Genomic DNA, 23,359 nt, shown 5'->3' with positions numbered 1-23,359 from the left:
CCTGAAATATCCAGCCGAACTCAGGATTAAGGGTACACGCTGATCGGCTCCCTCTCCCTCTCCCTCGGGAGAGGGAACTGACCGCGTTGTTGACTCAATCTACGCCGCCCTGAAATATCCAGCCGAACTCAGGATTAAGGGTACACGCTGATCGGCTCCCTCTCCCTCGGGAGAGGGCTGGGGTGAGGGGCTACGCACTCAGCTGCGCAATCACTCCCCAGCCGAACACAAAAAAGCCCCCAACTCTCACAAGTCGGGGGCTTCTTCATTTCTACACGATCGTTTACAACGTCGGATAATCGATATAACCCACCGGCCCCTTGCCATAGAAGGTTTCAGGATGCGGCTCATTCAACGGCGCATCAGCCTTCAACCGCGCCGGCAGGTCCGGGTTGGCAATGAACGGCACGCCGAATGCCACCGCATCCGCCTTGCCAGCCGCCAGCCACTCGTTGGCGCTGTCCTTGGTGAATTTCTCGTTGGCGATGTACGGGCCGCCAAACGCTTCTTTCAGTCGAGGGCCAAGGCTGTCGGCGCCTTCTTTTTCACGCGAGCAGATGAACGCGATGCCACGCTTGCCCAGCTCCCGCGCCACGTAGGTGAAGGTTTCTGCGAGGTTGTCGTCGCCCATGTCGTGGGAGTCAGCGCGCGGCGCCAGGTGCACACCGACACGGCCGGCGCCCCAGACTTCGATCGCGGCGTCGGTCACTTCCAGCAGCAGACGTGCACGGTTTTCCAGCGAGCCACCGTACTGGTCGGTGCGCTGGTTGGTGCTGCTCTGCAAGAACTGGTCGAGCAGGTAGCCGTTGGCACCGTGGATTTCCACGCCGTCGAAACCGGCGGCTTTGGCGTTCTCGGCACCGGTGCGGTAGGCGTCGACGATGTCGGCGATTTCGGCGGTTTCCAGCGCACGCGGCGTCGGGTAATCGGCCAATGGACGCACCAGGCTGACGTGGCCTTTTGGCTGAATCGCGCTCGGCGCCACCGGCGCTTCACCGTTGAGGTAAGAAGGGTGAGAGATACGGCCGACGTGCCACAGTTGCAGGAAAATCTTGCCGCCGGCGCCGTGAATGGCTTTGGTCACGTTGGCCCAGCCACGTACCTGGTCGTTGGACCAGATGCCTGGGGTGTCCGGGTAGCCGACGCCCATCGGCGTCACCGAGGTGGCTTCGCTGAGGATCAGGCCGGCCGAGGCGCGCTGTACGTAGTACTCGGCCATCAGCGCATTCGGCACGCGGCCTTCGTCGGCGCGGCAGCGGGTCAACGGGGCCATGATGATGCGGTTGCTCAGCTCGATGTCGCCGAGTTTGATCGGGTCAAAAATAGTCGCCATGTCTACAAGCCTCTCTTAATTAAGGAAGTTGATCAGTTGGATGCAGCGGCCAGCTCGGCATTGCCGTTCTGGCGGAAAGTAATCAGGGTCACCAGCAGCGCCAGCACGGCCAGCGCGGCGGCGGCCAGCGGTACGCTGGTCAGGCCGTAACCGTGGGCGATGACCGTGCCACCGACCCAGGCGCCGAGGGCGTTGCCGACGTTGAACGCGCCGATGTTCAGAGTCGACACCAGGTTCGGTGCCGCCTTGCCGAAGGTCACCACGTTGACCTGCAGCGCAGGCACCGCGGCGAAACACGCGGTGGCCCAGAGGAACAGGGTGATTTCGCTCGGGATCAGCGCCACGCTGGTCCAGCTCAGCACCGTGGAGATCACGGCCATGGCGATGAACACGCCGATCAGCGTGGCGGCCATGCCTTTGTCGGCCAGTTTGCCGCCGATAATGTTGCCGACGGTCAGCCCGAGGCCGATCAGCATCAGCGTCCAGGTCACGCCACGGGGCGAGACGCCGGTGACTTCGCCGAGCAGCGGCGCAACATAGGTGAATAGGGTGAAGACCGAGGCGGCAAAGAGCGCGGTCATGCTCAGCGACAGCCAGATACCGGCGCCTTTGAGAGCCGCGAGTTCGGCGCGCATGTCGAGTTTTTCTTCGTCACGCTTGGCCGGCAGGAAGCGGATCAGACCGATCAGTGCAATCACGCCGATCACGGTCACCGCCCAGAAGGTCGAGCGCCAGCCCGCGTGCTGGCCCAGCGCCGTACCGAGCGGCACGCCGAGCACGTTGGCCAGGGTCAGGCCGGTAAACATCAGCGCTACGGCGGAAGCACGTTTGTTCGGCGCGACCAGATTGGCCGCCACCACCGAGCCGATGCCGAAGAACGCGCCGTGGCACAGCGCGGTGATCACGCGGGCGAACATCAGCACGTTGTAATCACTGGCGATGGCGCAAAGCAGATTGCCGACGATGAAGATGCCCATCAGTGCGACCAGTGCCGCCTTGCGTGGCAGTTTCGCCGTGGCCATCGCCATGAAGGGTGCGCCGATGGCCACACCGAGGGCGTAACCGGTCACCAGCCAGCCAGCGCCGGGAATCGACACACCGAGATCGGCCGCGACATCGGGCAACAGGCCCATGATGACGAACTCGGTGGTGCCGATGGCGAAGGCGCTCAAGGCGAGGATGAGAAGCGAAAGGGGCATGCGGGTTTCCTTGCGGCTGACTGACGTCAAGGGTCAGAGCTCTTTACTGAGGGTGCTGAGGAACGCCTGGATCACGTCCTCGTTACGTTTGAAAAAGTGCCATTGACCGGCCTTCTGGCTGCTGATCAGACCGGCGCGTTGCAACGTCGCCAGATGCGCAGAGACCGTCGACTGCGACAGGCCGCAACGCTGATCGATCTGCCCGGCGCAGATGCCGTACTCGTGGTTGTGCAACTGCTCGGGGAATTCGTTCTTGGGGTCTTTCAGCCAGTTGAGGATGTCTCGTCGTACTGGGTGCGCCAGGGCTTTTATTATTTCGTCGAGGTCGAGGTTCATGGCAGGGCTCGTGTTGGCAGTGGCGATATATCGCAATGTGGCGAACTTTAAATCGTTGGATCGCGATATACCAATATGAATTGGTTCTGATCAGCGCATGAATCGCTATATCGGGTTATAACGATATAGAGCTGCCGGCTCGCCTGGCGCAGTGCTAAGCTGCGCCCATGAACTATCTCGCACATTTGCATCTGGGCGGTCAGCGCCCCGGCCAGTTACTCGGCAGCCTCTACGGCGATTTCGTCAAAGGTCGGTTGCAGGGGCAGTTTGCGCCGGAGGTCGAAGCAGCCATTCAACTGCATCGCCGCATTGACGTATTCACAGATCGCCATCCGCTGGTGGACATCGCCTTGGGCCGCTTCACCGAAACCCGCCGGCGTTATGCCGGAATCGTCCTTGATGTGTTTTTCGATCATTGCCTGGCGCGGGACTGGTCGCTGTATGCCGAGCAACCGCTGGAGGTGTTTACGGCTGGCGTTTACCGGGTGCTTTCCAGTGAGCAGCAATTGCCGGAGCGTTTGGCGAAGATCGCGCCGCACATGGTTGCCAATGATTGGCTGGGGTCGTATCAGCAGTTCGAAGTACTGGAGCAGGTGCTGCGCGGAATTTCGCGGCGGCTGACCCGGCCGGAGGAACTGGCGGGGGCGATGGAGGAGTTGCGGCGGTTGTATGAACCGTTGAGTGAAGACTTCAGTCTCTTTTACCCACAACTGCAGGACTTTGCACTGCAAACACATACCACCTGAATCCCTGTGGGAGCTGGCTTGCCAGCGATAGCGTCGGCACATTCAACTTTGATGTTGATTGACCCACCGCTATCGCGGGCAAGCCCGCTCCCACAGGGGGCAAGGTGAATGGCGGAAATGTGTTTCAGGCAGCAATTGCCGGGCGCATTGGGGATTGTCGGGTCTCAGGAATCGAGCCAAACAACGCCTTCTGCACCGCCTGCTGCGCTTCGAACGCCAGTGCCGCGCGCTCGCGGCCTTCACAGGCAATCGGTTGGAGCAAATGCACTTCGACATCGCCGCAGTCATTGCTGAACAGGCGCATCAGGTGCGAGAGCAAATCGTCGTCGCCAATGAACGGCGCCAACGTATCGACTTCGCCATGGCGCAGATAACGAATCGCCACCGGTTGCAGCATCACTTGTGAATCAATCGCCGCCGCCAACAAGCGACCATGAAAAGTGCGCAGCGAGCGGCCGTCGGTGGTGGTGCCTTCGGGGAACATCAGCAAGGCGTGTTCGCTTTGCAGATGGCGGGTCATCTGCTTGCGGATCAACTGGCTGTCACCCGAGCCGCGGCGGATGAACAGGCTGCCGGCCTTGGCCGCGAGCCAGCCGGCCACCGGCCAGGTGCGCACTTCGGCCTTGGACAGGAACGACAGCGGCGTGAGCATGCCCAGCAGCGGAATGTCGGTCCAGGACACATGATTGCTCACCCACAGCATCGGCTGTTTCGGCAGCTCGCCATGTACGCTCACGCGAAAGGGCAGGGCGTTGCTCAGGCGCGCCATGAAAAAGCGCGACCAGCGCTGGCGCCGCTCCATCGAATGCGCCAGGCCAATGCGCTCGAACACCCCGAACACGCTGGCCATGCTCAGGCCCAGCGAGACCACCAGCAGCACCCGCGCGATTCGCGCGTACACCCGCAACCGGCTCATCACACGGCCGCCTTGAAGTGTTTGGCGTAGCGCGGGCAGAGTTCGTCGCGCTTGAGCAGGATGAACACGTCGGCGACCTGGAAATCTTCGTCCCAGCACGGCTCGCCGCAAATCTTCGCGCCCAGACGCATGTAGGCCTTGAGCAGCGGCGGCATTTCGGCGATCACATTGGAAGGGATATCCAGCGTTGGCAGCGGTTTTTTCGGCTCGGCGCGCAAGTGTTCGGTGCACAGATAACGTTCGCGCAGGCGCTGCATGATCGCATGGGCCTGAATGCCGCCGTCCTGCATCGGAATGCTCGCGCAACCCATCAGGTAGCTGTAGCCGCCCTGATTCAGCACTTCGGCCAGTTCGCCCCAGAGCACAGCGATGGTCCCGCCGTTGCGGTAGGCCGGATCGACGCAAGTGCGGCCGATTTCCAGGATCGGGCCTTGCAGGTGCGCAAGGCCATGCAGGCTGAATTCTTCTTCGCTGTAAAACTTGCCCAGGCTGCTGGCAGCGGTGTGATCGAGCAAACGGGTCGTCGCCACCAGGCGCCCGGTGTTCAGGTCACGCACGCCGATGTGGCTGCAGTGAACATCATAGTCATCCATGTCCAGACCCAGTTCCGCGCCTTTGAGTTTGGCGTTGAACTCGCCGCTGAAAACGGCGAAGCGCAGGGCCTGGGCTTGCTGCAAGGCTTCGGCGCCGATCAGGCGTTCGGCTTGCAGGCGGCGTTCATTGCCGGTGTCGCTGATGCGGGCGATTTGCGTCATGTGAATCTCCGTACGGGCCTTGAACCCGTCATGGGTTGCAGCCGATCGACTTTCTTTATGCAGCCGTGTTGTGCAAAGTCAGGCTATGTAGCCCCGGTGTCATCGCCATGAACGTTCGGTGATGCTTATATGACAGCCCAGAAGGAGCCGCCCGTGCCCTGGTCAGATCTGTTGCAACGTAGCGAACGCTTGCCCGCCGTCGCCGACCTCGCTGAGGGTTTCGCGACGCTGTTGCAGACGCTGGGCACTGTCTCGCCATTCGAACTGGCAGTCGCCGGCGGGCGGCGCATGGCCACGCCGGGGCTGGCCTTTCTCGTCGGCTATCAGGCGGCGTTGCGCATGCTCTGGCCGAGCGCGCCATTGAGCCTCGGCGCGTTGTGCGCCACCGAACAGCGCAGCCTGCGCCCGGCGGATATGCAAACGCGCCTGCACGGCTTGCGCCTGAGCGGGCGCAAGGATTTCGTCACGGCAGGCGATGCGGCGGACTGGCTGCTGGTGGCCGCGCGCAGCGAATCAGACGGCGAAACACCGCGACTGACGTTGGCGGTGGTCTATCCCGGTGAGCCCGGCGTGACCGTGGAAACACTGCCGGCGCTGCCGTTGATGCCAGACATCAGCCACGGTCGTCTGCGTCTGGATGGCGCGTTGTGCGAATTACTCGCCAGCGATGGCTGGGATGCGTACGTCAAACCCTTTCGCACCCTTGAAGACGTGTACGTGCTGAGCGCGATGACTGCGTGGCTTTACGGCGTCGGCCAGGACAGTGACTGGCCGCAGACCCTGCAATTACGTTTGCTGGCGCTGTTGGCCGGGTGTGCCGAAGCGAGCCGGCAAGCGCCGGATAATCTGGCCGGGCATGTGTTGCTGGGTGGGTTGTTTGCGCAGTTCGAGGCGCTGGCGGGGGAGGTGGATCAAGCGTTGGCCGCAGGCCCGGTGGCGTGGGCGCAGATGTGGCAGCGGGACAAGGCCGTGATGCAATTGGCGGCGGGGGCGAGGGGCAAGCGGTTGGCCAAGGCTTTGGCGGCGAATTAAAAGGCCTCATCGCGAGCAGGCTCACTCCTGCAGGGGACCGTGATTCTTCAATTGGAATGCGATCAAACTGTAGGAGTGAGCCTGCTCGCGATAGCAATTCACGAAACGCCACCGCCCTGTCATAAACCCCGACTAGTCTCAGCAGGTTCATTTCCCAGAGCCTCGACCATGTTCAAAGGTCTGTCCCTGTTCCTGCTGCTCATCAGCCTCACCGCGCACGCCGAACAATGGCCCGGCGAGCAATGGCCGACCGGCCCGAAAATCACCGGCCCAGCCGTCGAGGCGCTGGAAACCTACGCCTTCCCGCCCCGCGACGACAGCACCCGCCAAGGCATCCGCACCGACGCCTTGTTGATCATCCGCGACGGCCAGATCATCTACGAACGCTACGCCGGTCCGACCACCGCGCAAACCGCGCACCTGACCTGGTCGATCAGCAAAAGCCTGATGGCCACCGTGCTCGGCGTGGCGTATGGCGAACACCGCTTCAAGCTCGAAGACCCGGCCGCGCAGTATTACCCGCCGCTGGCAAACCACCCGGGGATCAAAATCGCCGACCTTCTGCACTGGGCCTCGGGCATCGACTGGCAGGAAGACTACGAATACGCGCCGCTGAAATCCTCGGTGGTGGCGATGCTCTATACCCGCGGTCGTCGCGACATGGCCGTGTTCGCCGCTGATCATCCGACCTACGCTGAACCGGGTCGGGCGTTTCGTTATTCCAGCGGCGACAGCAACCTGCTCGCCGCTGCGTTGAAAGGCATGCTCGGCCCGCAGCGTTATGCCGATTACCCGTGGACGGCATTGTTCGAACCGCTGGGGATTCGCCGCGCGGTTTGGGAAATCGATGCCAGCGGCACGTTCGTCGCCTCGTCTTACGCCTACCTTACCGCGCGGGATCTGGCGCGAGTCGGGCTGCTGATGGCGCGCGACGGGCGCTGGCAGGATCGGCAATTGCTGCCCCAGGATTGGGTCGCGTTCAACCGGGAACCCTTCGCCAGCTACAAGGCGGGTCAGGACGAAGCCGTGCCCGGCGGTCATTGGTGGCTCAATCGCGCGGTGGACGGCGCGTCATCGCCATGGCCCGCCGCGCCACCCGACACCTTCGCCGCGCTCGGCCATTGGGGCCAGGCGCTGTACGTGATTCCCGGCCAGAAACTGGTGGTTGTGCGCTACGCCGATGATCGCGATGGCAGTTATCGCCACAACGAATTGCTCGCGCGCGTACTCAAGGCGGTGCAGCCATGAAGCGCTTATTGCTGTTACTGCTGGTCCTGCTGCTCGGCTGGATCGCTTACGAGCGTGAAAATCTGTGGGCCTTTCCGGACATCATCAGCGCCTACACCGCCAAGGAATATTGCTCGTGCCGGTATGTGATGAACAACGACGCCGAATACTGCCGTGGCTATGTAAAGCAGTGGCTGCCGATCAGCCAGTTCACCGATGACAGTGCCAGCAAAACCGTCACGGTCAGCGGCATCGGCCGCAGCAATAGCGCGCAGTGGCAAAGCGAACGCCACGGCTGCCGCCTCGATCCCTGACCACACTCGATTCCCTGTGAATGGAGATCATGTGGGAGCTGGCTTGCCAGCGATTGCAGTGGATCAGCCAGCGAAAATTTTGCCTGTGACGACGCTATCGCTGGCAAGCCAGCTCCCACAAGGGTCTCATCAGTGCAGGCATCTGTGGTGATCTTCAGTTTGCAATAACTCGGCGGGCGGTTAATGTTCGGCTCAGGTTTATCGCCCCCACGAGTGCTCAATGTTCAACCGCTCCCTGTACACAACCCTTTCCTGCCTGCTGCTGGCCGCCGCCGCATTGCCGGCCCAAGCCAATTGGTATCTGGACGGCGAGTCGTCGCGGCTGTCGTTCGTCAGCACAAAAAACGCCAGTGTCTCCGAAGTGCAGCGCTTTCTGGTGCTGCACGGCAAGGTCGATCCCAATGGGCGTGCCGAAGTCGAGGTCGAGCTGGAGTCGATCAACAGCGGCATTCCGCTTCGCGATGAGCGGATGCGCAAGGAGTTGTTCCAGATCGAGCAGTTCCCGGAAGCGACGATCACCACGCAGATCGACCTGCGCCCGATCAACGATCTGGCCCCCGGCGCGCAGCTGGAATTGCGCCTGCCATTGACCGTCAATCTGCATGGCAAGCAACACGAATATCCCGCCGAGCTGCTGGCGACGCGCCTGGATGATCGGCGCTTTCAAGTGGTGACCCTCGAGCCGCTGGTGATAAACGCCGAGGATTTCGACCTCGCGCCGGGGCTGGAAAGCCTGCGCAAGCTTGCCGATCTATCGGCCATCAGCCTGTCGGTACCGGTGGGTGCGGTGCTGATCTTCACGGCGCGCTGACATGCGCGGCGCAGTGTTTCCCTGGCGCGACGGCAACCGCTTCGAGCTGCTGATCGATGGCCCGCACTTCTTTCCGCGGATGCTCGAGCACATCGCCGCCGCCAAAGAACAGATCGAACTGGAACTGTATCTGGTCGAGGCCGGCGCCTGCGCCGACACCATCGTCCAGGCGCTGGCGGCGGCGGCCGAGCGCGGTGTGCGTGTGCGCTGCCTGTTCGATGATTACGGCAGCCTCGCGTTTACCTTGCACTTGCGTCAGCGCCTGACCGCTGCCGGGGTGGAACTGCGTTTCTATAATCGCTTGAGCTGGCGGCGATGGGTCGGCAATTTCTATCGTGATCACCGCAAACTGCTGCTGGTCGATCAATGTCTGGCGGTGGTTGGTGGCACCGGTGTCACTGATGAATTCTGGACGCCGAACGAGGACACCAGCGAGTGGCACGAAGTGATGGTGCAAATCAGCGGCCCGCTGGTGATCGACTGGCAATTGCTGTTCGACCGTCAGTGGATCGCCAACCGCTACCGGCGCGCCTGGCGCCCGGCCGCGCATTTCGGCTTGCCGCGTTTGCCGCGTGTGCCGGACAAGGGCGAGGGCATGGGCCGCGTGGCTTATGCCGATGCGCGGCAGCATCGCGACATTCTGCAATCACTGTTTCGCGCGCTGAACAGCGGGCAGAAACGCATCTGGATGGCCACGCCGTATTTCCTGCCGACGTGGAAAATCCGCCGCTCGCTGCGCAAGGCCGCGGCGCGCGGTGTCGACGTGCGTTTGCTGCTGACCGGGCCGCGCACCGATCACCCGTCAGTGCGCTACGCCGGGCACCGTTACTATCCGCGACTGCTCAAGGCCGGGGTGCAGATCTTCGAATACCAGCCGTGCTTCCTGCACCTGAAAATGGTGCTGGTGGACGAATGGGTGAGCATCGGTTCGTGCAACTTCGATCACTGGAACCTGCGCTTCAATCTGGAAGCGAACCTGGAAGCACTGGATCCGTCGTTGACGGCGGCAGTGGAGGCGAGTTTTGTCAGGGACTTCGGGCTGAGTCAGTTGGTCAGCCTGGAGGAGTGGCAGCGCCGGCCGTTGTGGCGGCGGGTCAAGCAGCGGGTGTGGGGCTGGGTGGATCGGTTGGTGGTCAACATCCTCGATAGACGCGGTTAACGGGACACCCCAAAAACACTGTGGGAGCTGGCTTGCCAGCGATGAGGCCATCACATTCAACATATCAGTTGACTGTCAGGCCGCCATCGCTGGCAAGCCAGCTCCCACAGGTTTATGTGTTACCTGAAAAATTACAGCAATTCGAAACTCTGCTGCGTCACGCTCTGCGAATCCAGGCCGATCTGCACATTGAACTTGCCCGGCTCGGCCGCGTATTTCAGTTGGGCGTTGTAGAACTTCAAGTCATCCTCAGTGATGGTGAAGTGCACGACTTTCTGTTCGCCGGCCTTGAGCATGATTTTCTGGAAGTTCTTCAGTTCTTTCACCGGGCGGATCATCGAGCCGGTGACGTCCTGAATGTACAGCTGCACCACGGTTTCGCCGTCACGCTTGCCAGTGTTCTTGACCATCACGCTGGCGTCGAGCTTGCCGGTGGCATTCAACGTGGTCGACGACAAGGCCATGTCGCTGAGGGCGAAGGTGGTATAGCTCAGGCCATAACCGAACGGGAACAGCGGCCCGGTGGTGTCATCGAAATACTGCGAGGTGTAGTTGCCCGGTTTGCCCGGGGTGAACGGCCGGCCAATGCTCAGGTGGTTGTAGTAGGTCGGAATCTGCCCGACGGAGCGCGGGAAGGTCACCGGCAGTTTGCCCGACGGGTTGTAGTCACCGAACAGCACGTCGGCAACCGCGTTGCCTCCCTCGGTGCCGCTGAACCAGGTTTCCAGAATCGCGTCAGCCGACTGGTTCTCTTCGAGAATCGTCAGCGGGCGGCCGTTCATCAGCACCAGCACCAGCGGTTTTCCCGTGGCTTTCAGCGCGCGGATCAGCTCGCGCTGGGTTTCCGGGATGTTCAGGTCGGTGCGGCTCGAGGATTCGTGGGACATGCCACGGGATTCGCCCACTGCCGCAACCACCACGTCGGCATCCTTGGCGGCCTTGACCGCTTCGTCGATCAACACACTGGCAGGGCGCGGATCATCGACTACTTCCGGCGCATCGAAGTTGAGGAAGTTCAGGTAGTCGAGGACCTTCTTGTCGCCAGTGATATTGGCGCCACGGGCGTAGATCAGCTTCGATTTGTCGCCGATCACTGCGCTCATGCCGTCAAACAGCGTCACCGATTGCGCAGGGCGACCGGCGGCGGCCCAACTGCCCATCATGTCGATTGGCGCTTTGGCCAGCGGGCCGACCAGCGCGACTTTCGCGGTTTTCTTCAGCGGTAGGGTTTCATTCTGATTCTTCAGCAACACCAGGCTGCGCCGCGCCACTTCGCGGGCCTCGGCACGGTGCAAACGGCTTTCGGCGTAGGTGTCGGCCGGATCATCTTCGGCCTTGCCGATGCGCAGGTACGGGTCCTTGAACAGACCCATGTCGTACTTGGCGGCGAGCACTTCGCGCACCGCGTTGTCGATGTCTTTCTGTTCGATTTCGCCGGATTTGAGCAGCCCCGGCAGTTCCTTGCCGTACAGCGTGTCGTTCATGCTCATGTCGATGCCGGCCTTGATCGCCAGCTTCGCTGCTTCACGACCGTCGCGAGCGACGCCGTGTTTGATCAGCTCGAAAATCGCCCCGTGGTCACTGACTGCCAGGCCCTTGAAGCCCCAATCTCTGCGTAGCAGATCGTTCATCAGCCAGGTATTGGCCGTGGCCGGAATACCATTGATCGAGTTCAACGCGACCATCACCCCACCGGCGCCGGCATCGATCGCGGCGCGGTACGGCGGCAGGTAATCCTGGTACATCTTCACCGGGCTCATGTCGACCGTGTTGTAGTCGCGACCGCCCTCGACCGCGCCGTACAGGGCGAAGTGCTTGACGCTGGCCATGATGCTGTCGGCGGCGCTCGGGGTTGCTCCCTGATAAGCGCGGACCATGACCCCGGCAATGCGCGAAGTCAGGTAGGTGTCTTCACCGAAACCTTCGGAGCTGCGGCCCCAGCGTGGGTCGCGGGAAATGTCGACCATCGGCGCGAAAGTGATGTCGAGGCTGTCGGCGGCGGCTTCTTTTGCGGCAACACGGCCGGACTGGCCGATGGCGTCCATGTCCCAGCTCGAGGCGAGGGCCAGCGGAATCGGGAAAATCGTACGGTGACCGTGGATCACGTCGTACGCGAAAAACATCGGAATCTTCAGGCGGCTGCGCATGGCGGCGTCCTGCATCGGCCGGTTTTCCGCGCGGGTGATCGAATTGAAGGTGCCGCCGATGTTACCGGCGGCGATCTCTTTGCGGATCAGCTCGCGAGGCATTTCCGGGCCGATGCTGATCAGGCGCAACTGGCCGATCTTCTCATCGAGGGACATCTGGCCCATCAGGTTGCTGATGAACGCGTCCTTGTTTTCCAAGGGAACCGGGACCGTGGCGGCCAGTACCTGGTGACTGGCCAGGCTGACGAACAGACCCAGCAAACACAGCTTCTTCATGAATATTTTTCTCAAGGGCCCAAGCGGTGACGAAACACCGGCCAGCCAAAATGTAAGGAGCGACTATTGTTGTTCGGGTGCCGGCTCGAATATTCAGAGCCAAAAAACCACAGCCGACAGCGGCAGCGTGAACGCGAAGGGCACTTTTTAGCCCATAAGCCCGTCGCAATCCAGTGGCGGGGCCGATTATGCCCCAACCGCCGTGCCGGAATATTCAGCGCGCGGTTTTTTAATCAAAGGAGCATCACCGCAATGACGATCAGCCCGACCTACCGCTCACGTTTGCAAGTGGCCACGCTGCTGGTGCTGGCTACGTTCTTGACCGCGTGCGGCATCAATAATATCCCGACCCTCGACGAACAGGCCAAAGCCGCCTGGGGCCAGGTGCAGAACCAGTACCAGCGCCGCGCCGATCTGATCCCCAACCTGGTGGAAACCGTGAAGGGCTATGCAGCCCATGAACAGGAGACCCTGACCGCCGTGATCGAAGCGCGGGCCAAGGCGACGTCGATCCAGGTCGATGCCAGCACCCTCGACGATCCAGCGAAACTCAAGCAGTTCCAGCAGGCGCAGGATCAACTGACCGGCGCGTTGAGCCGCCTGATGGTGGTCTCCGAGCGCTATCCGGACCTGAAGGCCAATCAGAACTTCCTCGCTCTGCAATCGCAGCTCGAGGGAACGGAAAACCGCATCGCCGTGGCGCGCCGCGATTTCATTCTGGCGGTGCAGAAATACAACACCGAGATCCGCACCTTCCCCGGACGCCTGTGGCACAGCGTGATGTACAGCGATCTGCCAGTGCGCGAAACCTTCGAAGCCACCACGCCCGGCGCGGAAAAGGCCCCGGAAGTGAAGTTCTGATCCGATGTTGGCGATGAGGTTGTCCATGCGCGTGTTGAAAACGGGTCTGGTGCTGATGCTCTGGCTGTTTGCCGTCAGCGCCCAGGCCGAATTGACGTTCCCGGCGCTGAGCGGTCGCGTGGTCGATCAGGCGCAGATGCTCGAGCCGTCGCTGCGTGCGCAACTGAGCCAGCAATTGCAGGCCCACGAACAGGCGACCGGCGAACAAGTGGTGGTGGTCACGCTGCCCGATCTGCAGGGCACCACCATCGAAGATTTCGGCGTTCAACTGGGCCGGCACTGGGGCATCGGCCAAAAGGACAAGAATAACGGCGCACTGCTGATCGTCGCCCGTGACGAGCGCAAGTTGCGCATCGAGGTCGGTTACGGGCTGGAAGACCGGCTGACCGATGCGCAGGCGTCGGTGATCATCCATCAGGTCATCACGCCCGCATTCAAGGCCGGGAATTTTAGCAAAGGCATCAGCGACGGCGTCGCGGCGATGCTGGTGGTGCTCGGTGGCAATCCGCTGGACGAGCCGTCGACGGTGTACGAATCCAGTGGCGACTCGGCCGATGATTTCATCTCGCGGCATCCGGCGCTGTTCATGTTTTTGGTGATGTTGTTCATCCTGACGGTGTTTGTCTGCCAGATGCTCGGTATCCTGCCCGCCGGCCGTGGCGGCTCCGGAGGCGGGGGCGGTTTTGGTGGCGGTGGATTCGGCGGGGGCGGTGGCGGCGGAGGCGGCTTCAGCGGCGGCGGGGGCAGTTTCGGCGGCGGTGGTTCGTCCGGCGGCTGGTGAGAACAGAACAATAACGAGCAGGCATTTTTCGACATGGCATTACTGACTGAACACGAACAACGCAAAGTCGCCGAGGCGATCGCCCGGGTCGAACGCGACACCGACGCCGAACTGGTCACGGTGCTGGCTGCGCGCGCAGACGACTATGCCTACATCCCGCTGCTTTGGGCCAGTCTGCTGGCGCTGGTGCTGCCGGGCGTTGTGCATTACCTGACCGGCTGGCTGACCCTGCGCAGCCTGCTGATGGTGCAGTGGGGCTTGTTCATCGTGCTGTGCCTGCTGTTCCGCCTGCCGAAAATCACCACCCATCTGGTCCCGCGTCGCGTGCGGCACTGGCGCGCCTCGAACCTGGCGCGGCGGCAGTTTCTTGAGCAGAACCTGCACCACACCGTTGGCAGCACCGGCATGCTGATTTTTGTCTGCGAGGCTGAGCGGTATGTGGAGATTCTGGTGGACGAGGGCATTTCGCGGCGTCTGGACAATAAGAACTGGGATGTGATTGTTGCGGCGTTTACCGAGCAGGTGCGGCAGGGGCGCACGCTGGAGGGGTTTGTTACCTGTATCGAGGCGTGTGGCGAGTTGTTGAAGGTGCATGTGCCGGTGACGCAGGTGAGGAATGAGTTGCCGAATCGGTTGGTGGTGTTGGGCTGAAGCAGTTCTTCCTGCTTGGGATCGCAGCCCCTCACCCCAGCCCTCTCCCGGAGGGAGAGGGAGCCGACCGAGGTGTCTTGCGCTCGATGTCGACCTGAGAAACCGAGTCGATTAGCGAGTTGTTGCAATGATGCTTTAGACCTGAGTTCAACTCGGTATTTCAGGTCGGTGCAACTCGATGGAACAACGCGATCGGCCCCCTCTCCCTCCGGGAGAGGGCTGGGGTGAGGGTAGCTTTTTAACTGTTGAAACCAACCGTTCAGCAAATAAGCGCGTGTCCCCAACCCCCATCCCCCCTAAAATACCCGCCACTTCCGTTTCCGCCCGTCCGAGGCCGCTTGTCCATGTCCGTTTCCGCTTCTTCCGCGCCGTCCACCAAGCCGGCCGCCGACCACCACGCCCAATTCATCGAGCTGCTGCAAACCAGCCTCGAACAGAACGGTTTCATCAAACTGGTGCTGGCCAAGTACGTCGGTGACGAGGCGGATCTGCAGCGGGTGATCATCAAACCGGTGACGGTCAAGGCCCAGCCGCACCTGTCCTTCGTCTACCGCTACAAGACCCGCGACATCACCAAGAACCTGCCCCTGGCTGAAGGCGTAGCGGCGATTGCGGGGCTGCTGCCGACCTCGTTCAAGAATGCGCATTTGCTGGCGCTGAGTGACGAAGCCCAGCTGGAATACAGCAAAAAGGGCAAGTCGTCGCTGTTCAAGAGCAAACCTCAGCAATTGCGCGAGGCGCCGTCTGCCGAGCATAACCGTGAGAAAAACCGCTTTCTCGAGTTGAGCCGGCCGTTTCTCCAAGACCTTGGCGTGACCAATGCCCAGCACGAGCTGATCCCGGCGATGTCGCGCAAGTGGAAGCAGATCAACAAGTTCATCGAAGTGTTCAGCCACGCCCTGACCTCGTCACCGCTGGCGCTGGACAAGCCGGTGCGGGTGGCGGATTTCGGCTCGGGCAAGGGCTATCTGACGTTCGCGATCCACGATTACCTGCGCAACACTCTCAAGGCCGAAGGCGAAGTCACCGGCGTCGAGTTGCGCGAGGAAATGGTCAACCTGTGCAACACCGCGGCGGCCAAACTCGAGCATCCGGGGCTGGTGTTCAAGTGCGGCGACTTGCGCAGCGTCGCGCCGAGCGAGCTGGACGTGATGATCGCCCTGCATGCCTGCGACATTGCCACCGATTACGCGATCCACACCGGCATCCGCTCGGGCGCGTCGATCATCATGTGCTCGCCGTGCTGCCACAAGCAGATCCGCCTGCAGATCCAGAGCCCGGCGCTGCTCAAACCGATGCTGCAATACGGCTTGCACCTGGGCCAGCAAGCGGAAATGGTCACCGACAGCCTGCGTGCGCTGTTCCTCGAAGCCTGCGGCTATGAGACCAAAGTGTTCGAGTTCATTTCGCTGGAACACACCAACAAGAACAAAATGATCCTGGCGGTGAAACGCGCCGAGCCGGTCGACCCAGCGCAGCTGTTGGCGAAAATTGAGGAACTTAAAGCGTTCTACCACATCAGCGAGCACTGCCTGGAAACCCTGCTGCGCGCCGACGGCTACCTGGCCTGACGCTGACCCAAGGAGCGAGCCTGCTCGCGAAAGCTGACTGACAGGCGACAATGAAGTCGCTTGCTAAGACCCCTTCGCGAGCAGATTCGCTCCCACATTGGCTTTCACTGCGGTCTTGCGCCCGAGCATGACCGTGGCAATCACGCCGCAGGCAAATACCCAAGTGATCGGCTCGACGTGTTCGCCGAAGAACATCGCAGAAAAGGCGATAGTGAAGAAAATCTGCAGCAACTGGATCTGACTGACCCGGGCGATGCCGCCCATGGCCAGCCCGGCGTACCAGGCGAAAAATCCGAGAAACTGCGAGAACAGCGCAACATACCCAAACGCCCACCAGGCCCTGGCCGACACTGCGCCCTGATGTTGCAACGCCAGGTACACAACCGGCCCGATCAGCAGCGGCGTCGACAGCACCAGCGCCCAGCAGATCACCTGCCAGCCGCCCATCTCTCTGGCCAGGCGGCCGCCCTCGGCGTAACCCAGCCCGCCGACAGCAATCGCGCCGAGCATCAACAAATCCCCGGCCTGAATGCTGCCCGCCCCGGTGTACAAGGCATAACCGAGCACCAGCGCACTGCCCAACGCGGCGCAAGCCCAGAAAGCTTTCGACGGGCGCTCATGGGACAGCCACGCCGCGTACAGCGCCACGCACAGCGGTTGCAAACCATTGACCAGCGCACCGTGGGACGCCGGCAACGTTTGCATGGCCCACGCCGACAACACCGGAAAACCCAGGATCACCCCGGCGATCACCAGGCTCAGGCCTTTGACTTGCTGCCAGCTCGGCCACTTCTCGCGACGCCACAACAGCAGCAGCGCCGCCGGAATCGCCGCGAACAGTGCCCGCCCCAAGCCGTTGAGCAGCGGATGCAGTTCCTGCACCACGATGCGGGTGAAGGGCAGGGTCAGGCTGAAAATCACTACACCGAGCAGGCCGAGGGCCATGCCGGTGTTTTCGCGCGAGGACATGAGAGGCACCGGATTTGAGGTGGCGGGAAGTCCTCCATCTAGCCATAAACCGCACGCTTCAGGCTGTTACAGACAGACACAAATTGAGGCGTACAGTTTGCCGACGCCATCGCGAGCAGGCTCACTCCTACAAGGGGAATGCATTCCAAATTGTAGGAGTGAGCCTGCTCGCGATGAACGATGGCTCGGTCTATAACCCCCACCACCAAACATCCAGATTCGGTCTACCTTGAATACTTCCAGACCTTTCCCGCAGGAGTGCTCCCCATGCCCGCAAAAAAAATCCTCATGCTGGTCGGCGATTACGTCGAAGACTACGAAGTAATGGTGCCGTTCCAGGCCCTGCAAATGGTGGGTCACAGCGTGCATGCCGTGTGCCCGGACAAAGCCGCCGGACAAACCGTGCGCACCGCGATTCATGACTTCGAAGGCGATCAGACCTACAGCGAAAAACCCGGCCATCTATTTGCCCTGAATTTCGACTTCGCCAAGGTCAGCGAAGCCGATTACGACGCGCTGCTGATCCCCGGCGGGCGCGCGCCGGAGTATCTGCGGCTGAACGAGAAAGTCCTTGAACTGGTGCGCGCCTTCGACAACGCCGGCAAACCGATCGCCGCGGTCTGCCACGGTGCGCAACTGCTGGCCGCGGCGGGCATACTCGAAGGACGCGAGTGCAGCGCCTACCCGGCCTGTGCGCCGGAAGTGCGGCTGGCCGGCGGTATCTACATCGACATCGCAGTCACCGACGGCCACGTCCAGGGCAATCTGGCCACGGCACCGGCATGGCCCGCGCACCCAAAATGGCTGGCCGGGTTCCTCGGGTTGCTCGGCACGCAAATCATCTTGTAATGAGTGGTCATGCCCGTTCGCGAGCAGGCTTGCTCCCACGAGAATGCATTCCAGTGTGGGAGCCAGCCTGCTGGCGATGGGGCCGCAACAGGCGACAGATAGCTCGCGCTGGTCTTTACTTTGAAGCGCACTCTGCCTAAATCGCCAAGGAGCAACGCGCATGTCCGGATGGTACGAAGTCAGCAAAAGCAGCAACGGCCAATTCAGGTTCGTGCTCAAAGCAGCGAATGCCGAAACGATTCTGACCAGCGAGCTGTACACCACACGCGCCGGCGCCGACGGTGGCATCGCCGCCGTGCAGAGCAACAGCGCGGTGGACGAGCGCTACGAAAAAAAGTCGACCAAGGACGGCCATCCCTATTTCAATCTGAAAGCGGCCAACCATCAGGTCATTGGCAGCAGCGAGGCGTACTCCTCGGACGCCGCTTGCGATAAAGGCATCGCCAGCGTCAAAAGCAACGGCGCGACCAAGGTGATCAAGGACAAGACCTTGCCGGTCCTCTGAACACACCACCTTCCCTGGAGCGAGCCTGCTCGCGATGAGGCCATCAGCTTCGAAAGAGATGCCGAACAATAGACCGCTATCGCGAGCAGGCTCACTCCTGCAGTTGAAATGCGATCCCCTGTAGGAGTGAGCCTGCTCGCGATGGCGTCGGTAGCCTCGCCGCTAAACCTCGACCGGCACCGACAACTTCGGATCGCCCAGCGCGTGGCTCTTGGCATCGAAGAACCGCAACTCGACCCCGGTGCCGTCGAACACCCTGGTGTAATGGCGCTTCTGATGCTGGACGAACGCCGCACTGCGCGGGTAAATCGAGATCGCCACGCTTGTCGGTTTGGCCAGGCGCAGCGCGCGGATGATGTGCGCATCCTGTTCGCCCAAGGCATGGCCGAAGATGCACAGGCTGCCGTCGTGTCCCAATAACTGCTGATAACAGAACGACAGGTAATCCGAGCTGCGGATGGTCTTGAGCTTGTCCGCGCTTGGCCCTTCGCTGACGAACAGCGGCACGTCATCGAGGGTTTTCAGGGTGTTGTTGATGGCGAAACTGCCGAGCAGCGTGCCCTCGGTCGAGGTCAGTTTGCGCGCCGTGCCGTCCTGGTTACGCACCAGATGCAGACCGCCGTGCAAGTACAGCAAGCGCGGTTTGTCAGTGGTGCTTTCGCTCAGGTCGAAACTGGCGTTCGGGCCGTTGAACAGATCGTCGATCACTGCGCTGTCGTGTTGCAGCGCCCAGTAGTTGAGCAGATCGTAATTGGTGGTGAACACCGTGCGATAGCGCGCCAGTTCTTCGCTCAGCGTCGCCAGCGTTGACGGCTGCACCAGCCGCCACGGGATGTGCATGGCGTGCACGGTGTTGATCAGCGCTTCCTTGATCGCGTAGTAGCGATTGCGCGGCGCCGCCGAGCTGACGGCTAGCGCCTTGTTGACCCGGCTGGTGGTTTTCAGTGCGCCGAGTACCTGCTCGAAGCTGCGCGTTTGCAGCGCATCGAACACCGCCAGCTCCGAGGCGCTCAAAGGTTTTTCTTCCACGGTGCGGGCATTTTCGAACAGCGAGTCGTAGCCGAAGTCGTCCCATACCGCGCGGCTGGCGCCATTGCCCACCAGCAAACCGTTGAAATCGGTCGCGGCGCGCAGAGCGTTCCAGTCTTCGAGGGTGGCGTCGACATTCAGAAAATCAGTCATTGCGCAGGCGTCTCAAAACAAAGGGGCAGATGGGCGGCGACTTTATCACGAGCGGGCATTGAGCCAGATCAACATCCGTCGTGACCGATCGGTCGATCCTGTGTGCATCTGCCGGAGCGCAGCGCTCGAGCCGGCCCTAGACAGGAGACACACGATGAGCAGCACCTTCTTCATTCCGGCGGTCAACATCATGGGCAGCGGCTGCCTCGACGAAGCCATGGACGCGATCCGCAACTATGGCTTCGGCAAGGCGTTGATCGTCACCGACAGCGGTCTGGCCAAGGCTGGCGTTGCGACTATGGTGGCGGAGAAACTGGCGATGCAGGACATCGACTCGGTGATTTACGACGGCGCCAAACCCAACCCGAGCATCGCCAATGTCGAGGCCGGGCTGGTGCTTTTGCAGGACAGCGGCTGCGATTTCATCGTCTCGCTGGGCGGCGGTTCGCCCCACGACTGCGCCAAAGGCATCGCTCTCTGCGCAACCAATGGCGGGCACATTCGCGACTACGAAGGCGTCGATCGATCGCAAAAGCCGCAACTGCCGCTGGTCGCGATCAACACCACCGCCGGCACCGCCAGCGAGATGACCCGGTTCTGCATCATCACCGACGAATCGCGCCACGTGAAAATGGCCATCGTTGATCGCAATGTCACGCCGCTGCTATCAGTCAACGACCCGCAATTGATGGTCGCCATGCCCAAAGGCCTGACGGCGGCAACCGGCATGGACGCGCTGACCCACGCCATCGAAGCTTATGTCTCGACGGCCGCCAACCCGATCACCGATGCCTGCGCACTCAAGGCCATGAGCCTGATCAGCAACAACCTGCGCCTGGCCGTGCGCGACGGCAGCGACCTGGCCGCACGGGAGAACATGGCTTATGCGCAGTTTCTCGCGGGCATGGCCTTCAACAACGCCTCGCTGGGGTTCGTCCATGCGATGGCGCACCAGTTGGGCGGCTTCTATGATTTGCCCCACGGTGTGTGCAACGCAGTGTTGCTGCCTCATGTGCAGGCGTTCAATGCGCAGGTGTGTGCTGAGCGACTGAGAGACGTCGCCCATGCGATGGGCGCAGACATTCGCGGCTTCAGCGCGGAGCAGGGCGCGCAAGCCGCGATCAACGCGATCCGTAGCCTGGCCAGAGACGTTGAGATTCCCGGCGGCCTGCGTGAGCTGGGCGCCAAACTCAGCGACATTCCGCTGCTCGCCGCCAACGCCTTGAAGGACGCTTGCGGATTGACCAATCCACGGGCGGCGGATCAGCGCCAGATCGAGGAGATCTTTCGCAACGCTTTCTGAGAACGGTACAGCAGCGACTGTCTACGTAATGGCAATTTGGTCTGCTTTTGTTGAATCGTCCGGTTCAGAAGGGGATAGTGCGCGACTGGAAATGTCATCAAGGAGCGGGAAGTGACAATGAAGTCCATGTGGATCAGCGCAGCAGTGTTCTGCGGGTGGTTGATGGCTGGCCAGGCTTGGTCTGATTGCACGCCTCCTGCCGTCAGCGGGGATGCGGATTTTTCTGTATGCAAGGACTGGCCGGCTCATCCGGGGCAGTCCATCAGCGCCAAAGCCACGTTTGAGCGCGCAGCCGGCTCTGATGTGGGGACGAGCGGCTTTTATGATCTCGACCTGTCTATTGGGCAGGACGGCCAAGCCGGGCCAATCGCCACCCTGCATCAGGACAGCGCCTTCGAATCAAACGGCGTCGCTTTGCACGAGCTGACGCTGGATACCGCTCGCTATTCGGTCGCTCCCGATATCCGCGCCTTTGGTGTTCGCAGCCGTTTTACCAATAGCTCTCGACTCAATCCATTGGATGAGACACAGCTCACCCTCTACGTCAGAGAAGGTGAAACGCTGCGCCCTGTGCTGCAGCAGTTATTGGTCTATCAGTATGGCGGCGAATGGGACGGAAATTGCGAGGGCGAGCGCAGTGAAATTACCCGAACCGTTGAGATCGCCAAAACCAGCTCCCATGGCTACGCGGACCTTATCGTGAGAACGAGGGAAACAGGTACTTCAAGTGTGGGCAAGGGCGACGCTTGCAAGGATAAGATCACCGAGTCCAAACCCGTTTCGACAACCTTGCGTTATGACGGCAAGTCTTACGTTCTGCCACAAGGTTTCAAAGGTCTGTAATCGACCTGCATTCACACGACTGTCATCAAGGAAGAACCATGCTCCCACCCACCAGATTGCTGATTGCCATTGGTTTTCTCGCCTGTGCCTTCCAGGCCCAGGCCGCGTGCGACATCAAGGCCTTCGACGGCAAGTCCCTGTCACGCTGCAAGGTCTGGCCTGCGGTGCAGAACCAGGCGATCGCGGTGACCTCGACGTATCTGGCCGACCCCGGTGACGATGAGGCCGGTGTGTTCGATCTGGATCTGGCGATCGTCGACGCGAGCAGCGCCAAACCCATCGCCACCTACCGCAAACCGGGGGCGTACAACTCCGATGCCGTGCGCTTCGAGGACCTGCGGATCGACACGGCCCGTTATCGACTGGCGCCCGAGACTCGGGCTTTTGGCTTGCGCTCGAGGTTTTCGCACAGCTCCCAGGCCAACCCCTACGAAAAAACCGATCTGGCCCTGTATGTGCGCGAAGGCAATGCGCTGCGCCCGGTGCTGGAGGGGCTGGTGATTGCCAAGAGCAACGGTGAGTTCGTAGATTGCGAAGGCTACGAGAAGAAGATTCGCCGTAGCGTCGAAGTGGGGCCCACCAGCCACCATGGTCTGGCCGACCTCATCGTCACCACCCGTGGCAGCAAGACGAAAAACACCCGGTCAGGTCAGCAATGTGTATCCAGCGTGACCCAACTGAAACAGACCCGTATCACACTGACTTACGACGGTGAGCAATATGTCGTTCCTGAGGACTTCAGGGGGTTTTGATTCATGATTTCTCACCGGTCGGCGACCTCGCCTCGCGGCTGATATAGACTGGCCGCCACGTGTTCTGGCGCTTGCAGGTTCCCCATGACTCCATCGTTGCTTATGGCCGTGCTGGCCTCGGGTTTCATCTACGGCATTACTCCAGGACCGGGCGTGCTGGCGGTGTTCGGCATCGGTGCGGCGCATGGGCGGCGGGCCGGGGCGGGGTTTCTCTGTGGGCATTTGCTCGGTGATGTGGTCTGGTGCAGCACGGCGTTGATCGCGATTGTCGGCGCCCGTGAAATCGGCAGCACGGCGTTCGATGTGCTCGGTGTGCTCAGCGCGCTGTATCTGTTCTGGCTCGGCTGGCGTGCGGTGCGTGCCCAACGGCGCAATGGCGACGAAGCGCAAGGCGCCGCGCGTCAGCCGTTCTGGCACGGCATTGTCTTCGGTCTGACCAATCCCAAGGCCTACCCGGTGGCCGTGGCGACGTTCACTGCGCTGCTGTCGAGCCGCGCCGAACTGCTCAACTGGTCGATGCTGCCGGCGCTGATTGCCCTGAGTTTCGTTGGCGGCGCGCTGGCTTACGCGATTCTGGTGGGCGTGGTCGGCGCCCATCGCGTGCGCAGGGTTTATCAGCGTCACGAACTGTTGATCACACGCCTGTGCGGGGTGATGTTCATCGGTTTCGCCATCAACGCGCTGATGCATGCGCTGCCGGGTTTGATGCCGACCAAGAGTTGATGCGGGATCTGCCGGACGCACCGTTCGTCGTGCCTGGGCCAGTTTTTCTAAACCTTTGACCGTTAAAACATTCCTAACTGAGGCGGACGTTTGTCCGCCACGTGTATTTAAGCAGCGG

Annotated in this window: 24 protein-coding genes; 16 read left to right on the top strand and 8 right to left on the bottom strand. The window is 61.5% G+C overall.

Going from position 1 to position 23,359, the window contains the following annotated elements; translation table 11 throughout:
- Positions 1–283: 283 nt before the first annotated feature.
- Genes ACYYKW_RS14915 through ACYYKW_RS14905 form a run of 3 tightly spaced genes read right to left on the bottom strand, consistent with a single transcriptional unit; the run spans position 284 to position 2,868 of the window.
- On the bottom strand, positions 284–1,333 hold the full coding sequence (locus ACYYKW_RS14915; protein WP_464990453.1) for an alkene reductase: 1,050 nt from the start codon (positions 1,331–1,333) through the stop codon (positions 284–286).
- Positions 1,334–1,365: 32 nt separating this feature from the next.
- Positions 1,366–2,532: an MFS transporter gene (locus tag ACYYKW_RS14910; RefSeq protein ID WP_093103917.1), complete on the bottom strand. Its 1,167-nt coding sequence runs from the start codon at positions 2,530–2,532 to the stop codon at positions 1,366–1,368.
- Positions 2,533–2,565: 33 nt separating this feature from the next.
- Positions 2,566–2,868 (bottom strand): ArsR/SmtB family transcription factor, encoded by a 303-nt coding sequence (locus ACYYKW_RS14905; RefSeq protein ID WP_007917068.1) that lies wholly within the window; start codon positions 2,866–2,868, stop codon positions 2,566–2,568.
- 167 nt (positions 2,869–3,035) lie between these two features.
- Between ACYYKW_RS14905 and ACYYKW_RS14900 the strand changes: the two genes are divergently transcribed.
- Entirely contained in the window at positions 3,036–3,614 is a 579-nt protein-coding gene (locus ACYYKW_RS14900) for an acyl carrier protein phosphodiesterase (protein WP_093103914.1), read from the top strand.
- A gap of 124 nt (positions 3,615–3,738) precedes the next feature.
- Here the strand turns inward: ACYYKW_RS14900 and ACYYKW_RS14895 are convergent, their stop codons facing one another.
- The gene (locus ACYYKW_RS14895; RefSeq protein WP_336355059.1) at positions 3,739–4,530 is read right to left on the bottom strand and encodes a lysophospholipid acyltransferase family protein; all 792 of its coding nucleotides are present in this window, start codon (positions 4,528–4,530) and stop codon (positions 3,739–3,741) included.
- Complete coding sequence (gene olsB / locus ACYYKW_RS14890; RefSeq protein WP_071174633.1) at positions 4,530–5,285, bottom strand: L-ornithine N(alpha)-acyltransferase; 756 nt, start codon at positions 5,283–5,285, stop codon at positions 4,530–4,532. The genes ACYYKW_RS14895 and olsB overlap by 1 nt, the downstream gene beginning before the upstream one ends.
- 153 nt (positions 5,286–5,438) lie before the next feature.
- On the opposite strand from olsB, the gene ACYYKW_RS14885 reads away from it, so the two are divergent.
- From ACYYKW_RS14885 to ACYYKW_RS14865, 5 genes are all read left to right on the top strand, one after another.
- The gene (locus ACYYKW_RS14885) at positions 5,439–6,317 is read left to right on the top strand and encodes an acyl-CoA dehydrogenase middle domain-containing protein (protein WP_464990452.1); all 879 of its coding nucleotides are present in this window, start codon (positions 5,439–5,441) and stop codon (positions 6,315–6,317) included.
- 168 nt (positions 6,318–6,485) lie between these two features.
- On the top strand, positions 6,486–7,565 hold the full coding sequence (locus ACYYKW_RS14880; RefSeq protein ID WP_093103905.1) for a serine hydrolase domain-containing protein: 1,080 nt from the start codon (positions 6,486–6,488) through the stop codon (positions 7,563–7,565).
- Positions 7,562–7,858: an amidase gene (locus ACYYKW_RS14875; protein WP_464990451.1), complete on the top strand. Its 297-nt coding sequence runs from the start codon at positions 7,562–7,564 to the stop codon at positions 7,856–7,858. The genes ACYYKW_RS14880 and ACYYKW_RS14875 overlap by 4 nt, the downstream gene beginning before the upstream one ends.
- 220 nt (positions 7,859–8,078) lie before the next feature.
- Positions 8,079–8,669: a YceI family protein gene (locus ACYYKW_RS14870; RefSeq protein ID WP_090282165.1), complete on the top strand. Its 591-nt coding sequence runs from the start codon at positions 8,079–8,081 to the stop codon at positions 8,667–8,669.
- Position 8,670: 1 nt separating this feature from the next.
- Entirely contained in the window at positions 8,671–9,828 is a 1,158-nt protein-coding gene (locus ACYYKW_RS14865) for a phospholipase D-like domain-containing protein (protein ID WP_464990450.1), read from the top strand.
- 131 nt (positions 9,829–9,959) lie between these two features.
- Here the strand turns inward: ACYYKW_RS14865 and bglX are convergent, their stop codons facing one another.
- A complete protein-coding gene (bglX, locus tag ACYYKW_RS14860) occupies positions 9,960–12,251 on the bottom strand; it encodes a beta-glucosidase BglX (RefSeq protein ID WP_464990449.1) in 2,292 nt (763 codons plus the stop codon).
- Between the two features lie 252 nt (positions 12,252–12,503).
- Between bglX and ACYYKW_RS14855 the strand changes: the two genes are divergently transcribed.
- The 4 genes from ACYYKW_RS14855 (at position 12,504) to ACYYKW_RS14840 (ending at position 16,115) form a co-directional block, all read left to right on the top strand.
- Positions 12,504–13,112, top strand: coding sequence for a LemA family protein (locus ACYYKW_RS14855; protein WP_093103893.1), 609 nt, complete (start codon positions 12,504–12,506; stop codon positions 13,110–13,112).
- Positions 13,113–13,137: 25 nt separating this feature from the next.
- Positions 13,138–13,893 carry a TPM domain-containing protein gene (locus ACYYKW_RS14850; RefSeq protein WP_464990448.1) on the top strand — a complete coding sequence of 252 codons (756 nt, stop codon included), beginning with the start codon at positions 13,138–13,140 and terminating at the stop codon, positions 13,891–13,893.
- A gap of 33 nt (positions 13,894–13,926) precedes the next feature.
- Complete coding sequence (locus tag ACYYKW_RS14845) at positions 13,927–14,544, top strand: TPM domain-containing protein (protein WP_090282170.1); 618 nt, start codon at positions 13,927–13,929, stop codon at positions 14,542–14,544.
- 344 nt (positions 14,545–14,888) lie between these two features.
- Positions 14,889–16,115 (top strand): class I SAM-dependent methyltransferase, encoded by a 1,227-nt coding sequence (locus ACYYKW_RS14840; protein ID WP_464990447.1) that lies wholly within the window; start codon positions 14,889–14,891, stop codon positions 16,113–16,115.
- A 63-nt stretch (positions 16,116–16,178) separates the two neighbouring features.
- On the opposite strand, the gene ACYYKW_RS14835 is transcribed toward ACYYKW_RS14840, so the two are convergent.
- Complete coding sequence (locus ACYYKW_RS14835) at positions 16,179–17,084, bottom strand: DMT family transporter (protein WP_336355069.1); 906 nt, start codon at positions 17,082–17,084, stop codon at positions 16,179–16,181.
- Positions 17,085–17,351: 267 nt separating this feature from the next.
- Between ACYYKW_RS14835 and ACYYKW_RS14830 the strand changes: the two genes are divergently transcribed.
- Together ACYYKW_RS14830 and ACYYKW_RS14825 are read left to right on the top strand one after the other, a co-directional pair.
- Positions 17,352–17,933, top strand: a complete 582-nt coding sequence (locus ACYYKW_RS14830) for a DJ-1/PfpI family protein (protein WP_464990446.1) — start codon at positions 17,352–17,354, stop codon at positions 17,931–17,933.
- A 160-nt stretch (positions 17,934–18,093) separates the two neighbouring features.
- Positions 18,094–18,438, top strand: a complete 345-nt coding sequence (locus tag ACYYKW_RS14825) for a YegP family protein (protein WP_093103876.1) — start codon at positions 18,094–18,096, stop codon at positions 18,436–18,438.
- A 162-nt stretch (positions 18,439–18,600) separates the two neighbouring features.
- Here ACYYKW_RS14825 and ACYYKW_RS14820 read toward each other — a convergent pair whose 3' ends face one another.
- Complete coding sequence (locus ACYYKW_RS14820; RefSeq protein WP_464990445.1) at positions 18,601–19,620, bottom strand: DUF4917 family protein; 1,020 nt, start codon at positions 19,618–19,620, stop codon at positions 18,601–18,603.
- A gap of 154 nt (positions 19,621–19,774) precedes the next feature.
- Here ACYYKW_RS14820 and yiaY point away from each other — a divergent pair, with 154 nt between their 5' ends.
- The 4 genes from yiaY to ACYYKW_RS14800 all read left to right on the top strand — a co-directional run bounded on the left by yiaY (position 19,775) and on the right by ACYYKW_RS14800 (position 23,241).
- Positions 19,775–20,923: an L-threonine dehydrogenase gene (gene yiaY, locus ACYYKW_RS14815; protein ID WP_464990444.1), complete on the top strand. Its 1,149-nt coding sequence runs from the start codon at positions 19,775–19,777 to the stop codon at positions 20,921–20,923.
- Between the two features lie 117 nt (positions 20,924–21,040).
- On the top strand, positions 21,041–21,766 hold the full coding sequence (locus tag ACYYKW_RS14810) for a PA3715 family protein (RefSeq protein WP_464990443.1): 726 nt from the start codon (positions 21,041–21,043) through the stop codon (positions 21,764–21,766).
- A gap of 38 nt (positions 21,767–21,804) precedes the next feature.
- Positions 21,805–22,518 (top strand): PA3715 family protein, encoded by a 714-nt coding sequence (locus tag ACYYKW_RS14805; protein ID WP_464990442.1) that lies wholly within the window; start codon positions 21,805–21,807, stop codon positions 22,516–22,518.
- An 84-nt stretch (positions 22,519–22,602) separates the two neighbouring features.
- Positions 22,603–23,241 carry a LysE family translocator gene (locus ACYYKW_RS14800; RefSeq protein WP_464990441.1) on the top strand — a complete coding sequence of 213 codons (639 nt, stop codon included), beginning with the start codon at positions 22,603–22,605 and terminating at the stop codon, positions 23,239–23,241.
- Positions 23,242–23,359 lie beyond the last annotated feature (118 nt).

This window comes from Pseudomonas sp. 15C (assembly GCF_055484735.1).
The sequence above is the reverse complement of the archived record's forward strand: the minus strand, read 5'-3'. Positions and strand labels throughout refer to the sequence as shown.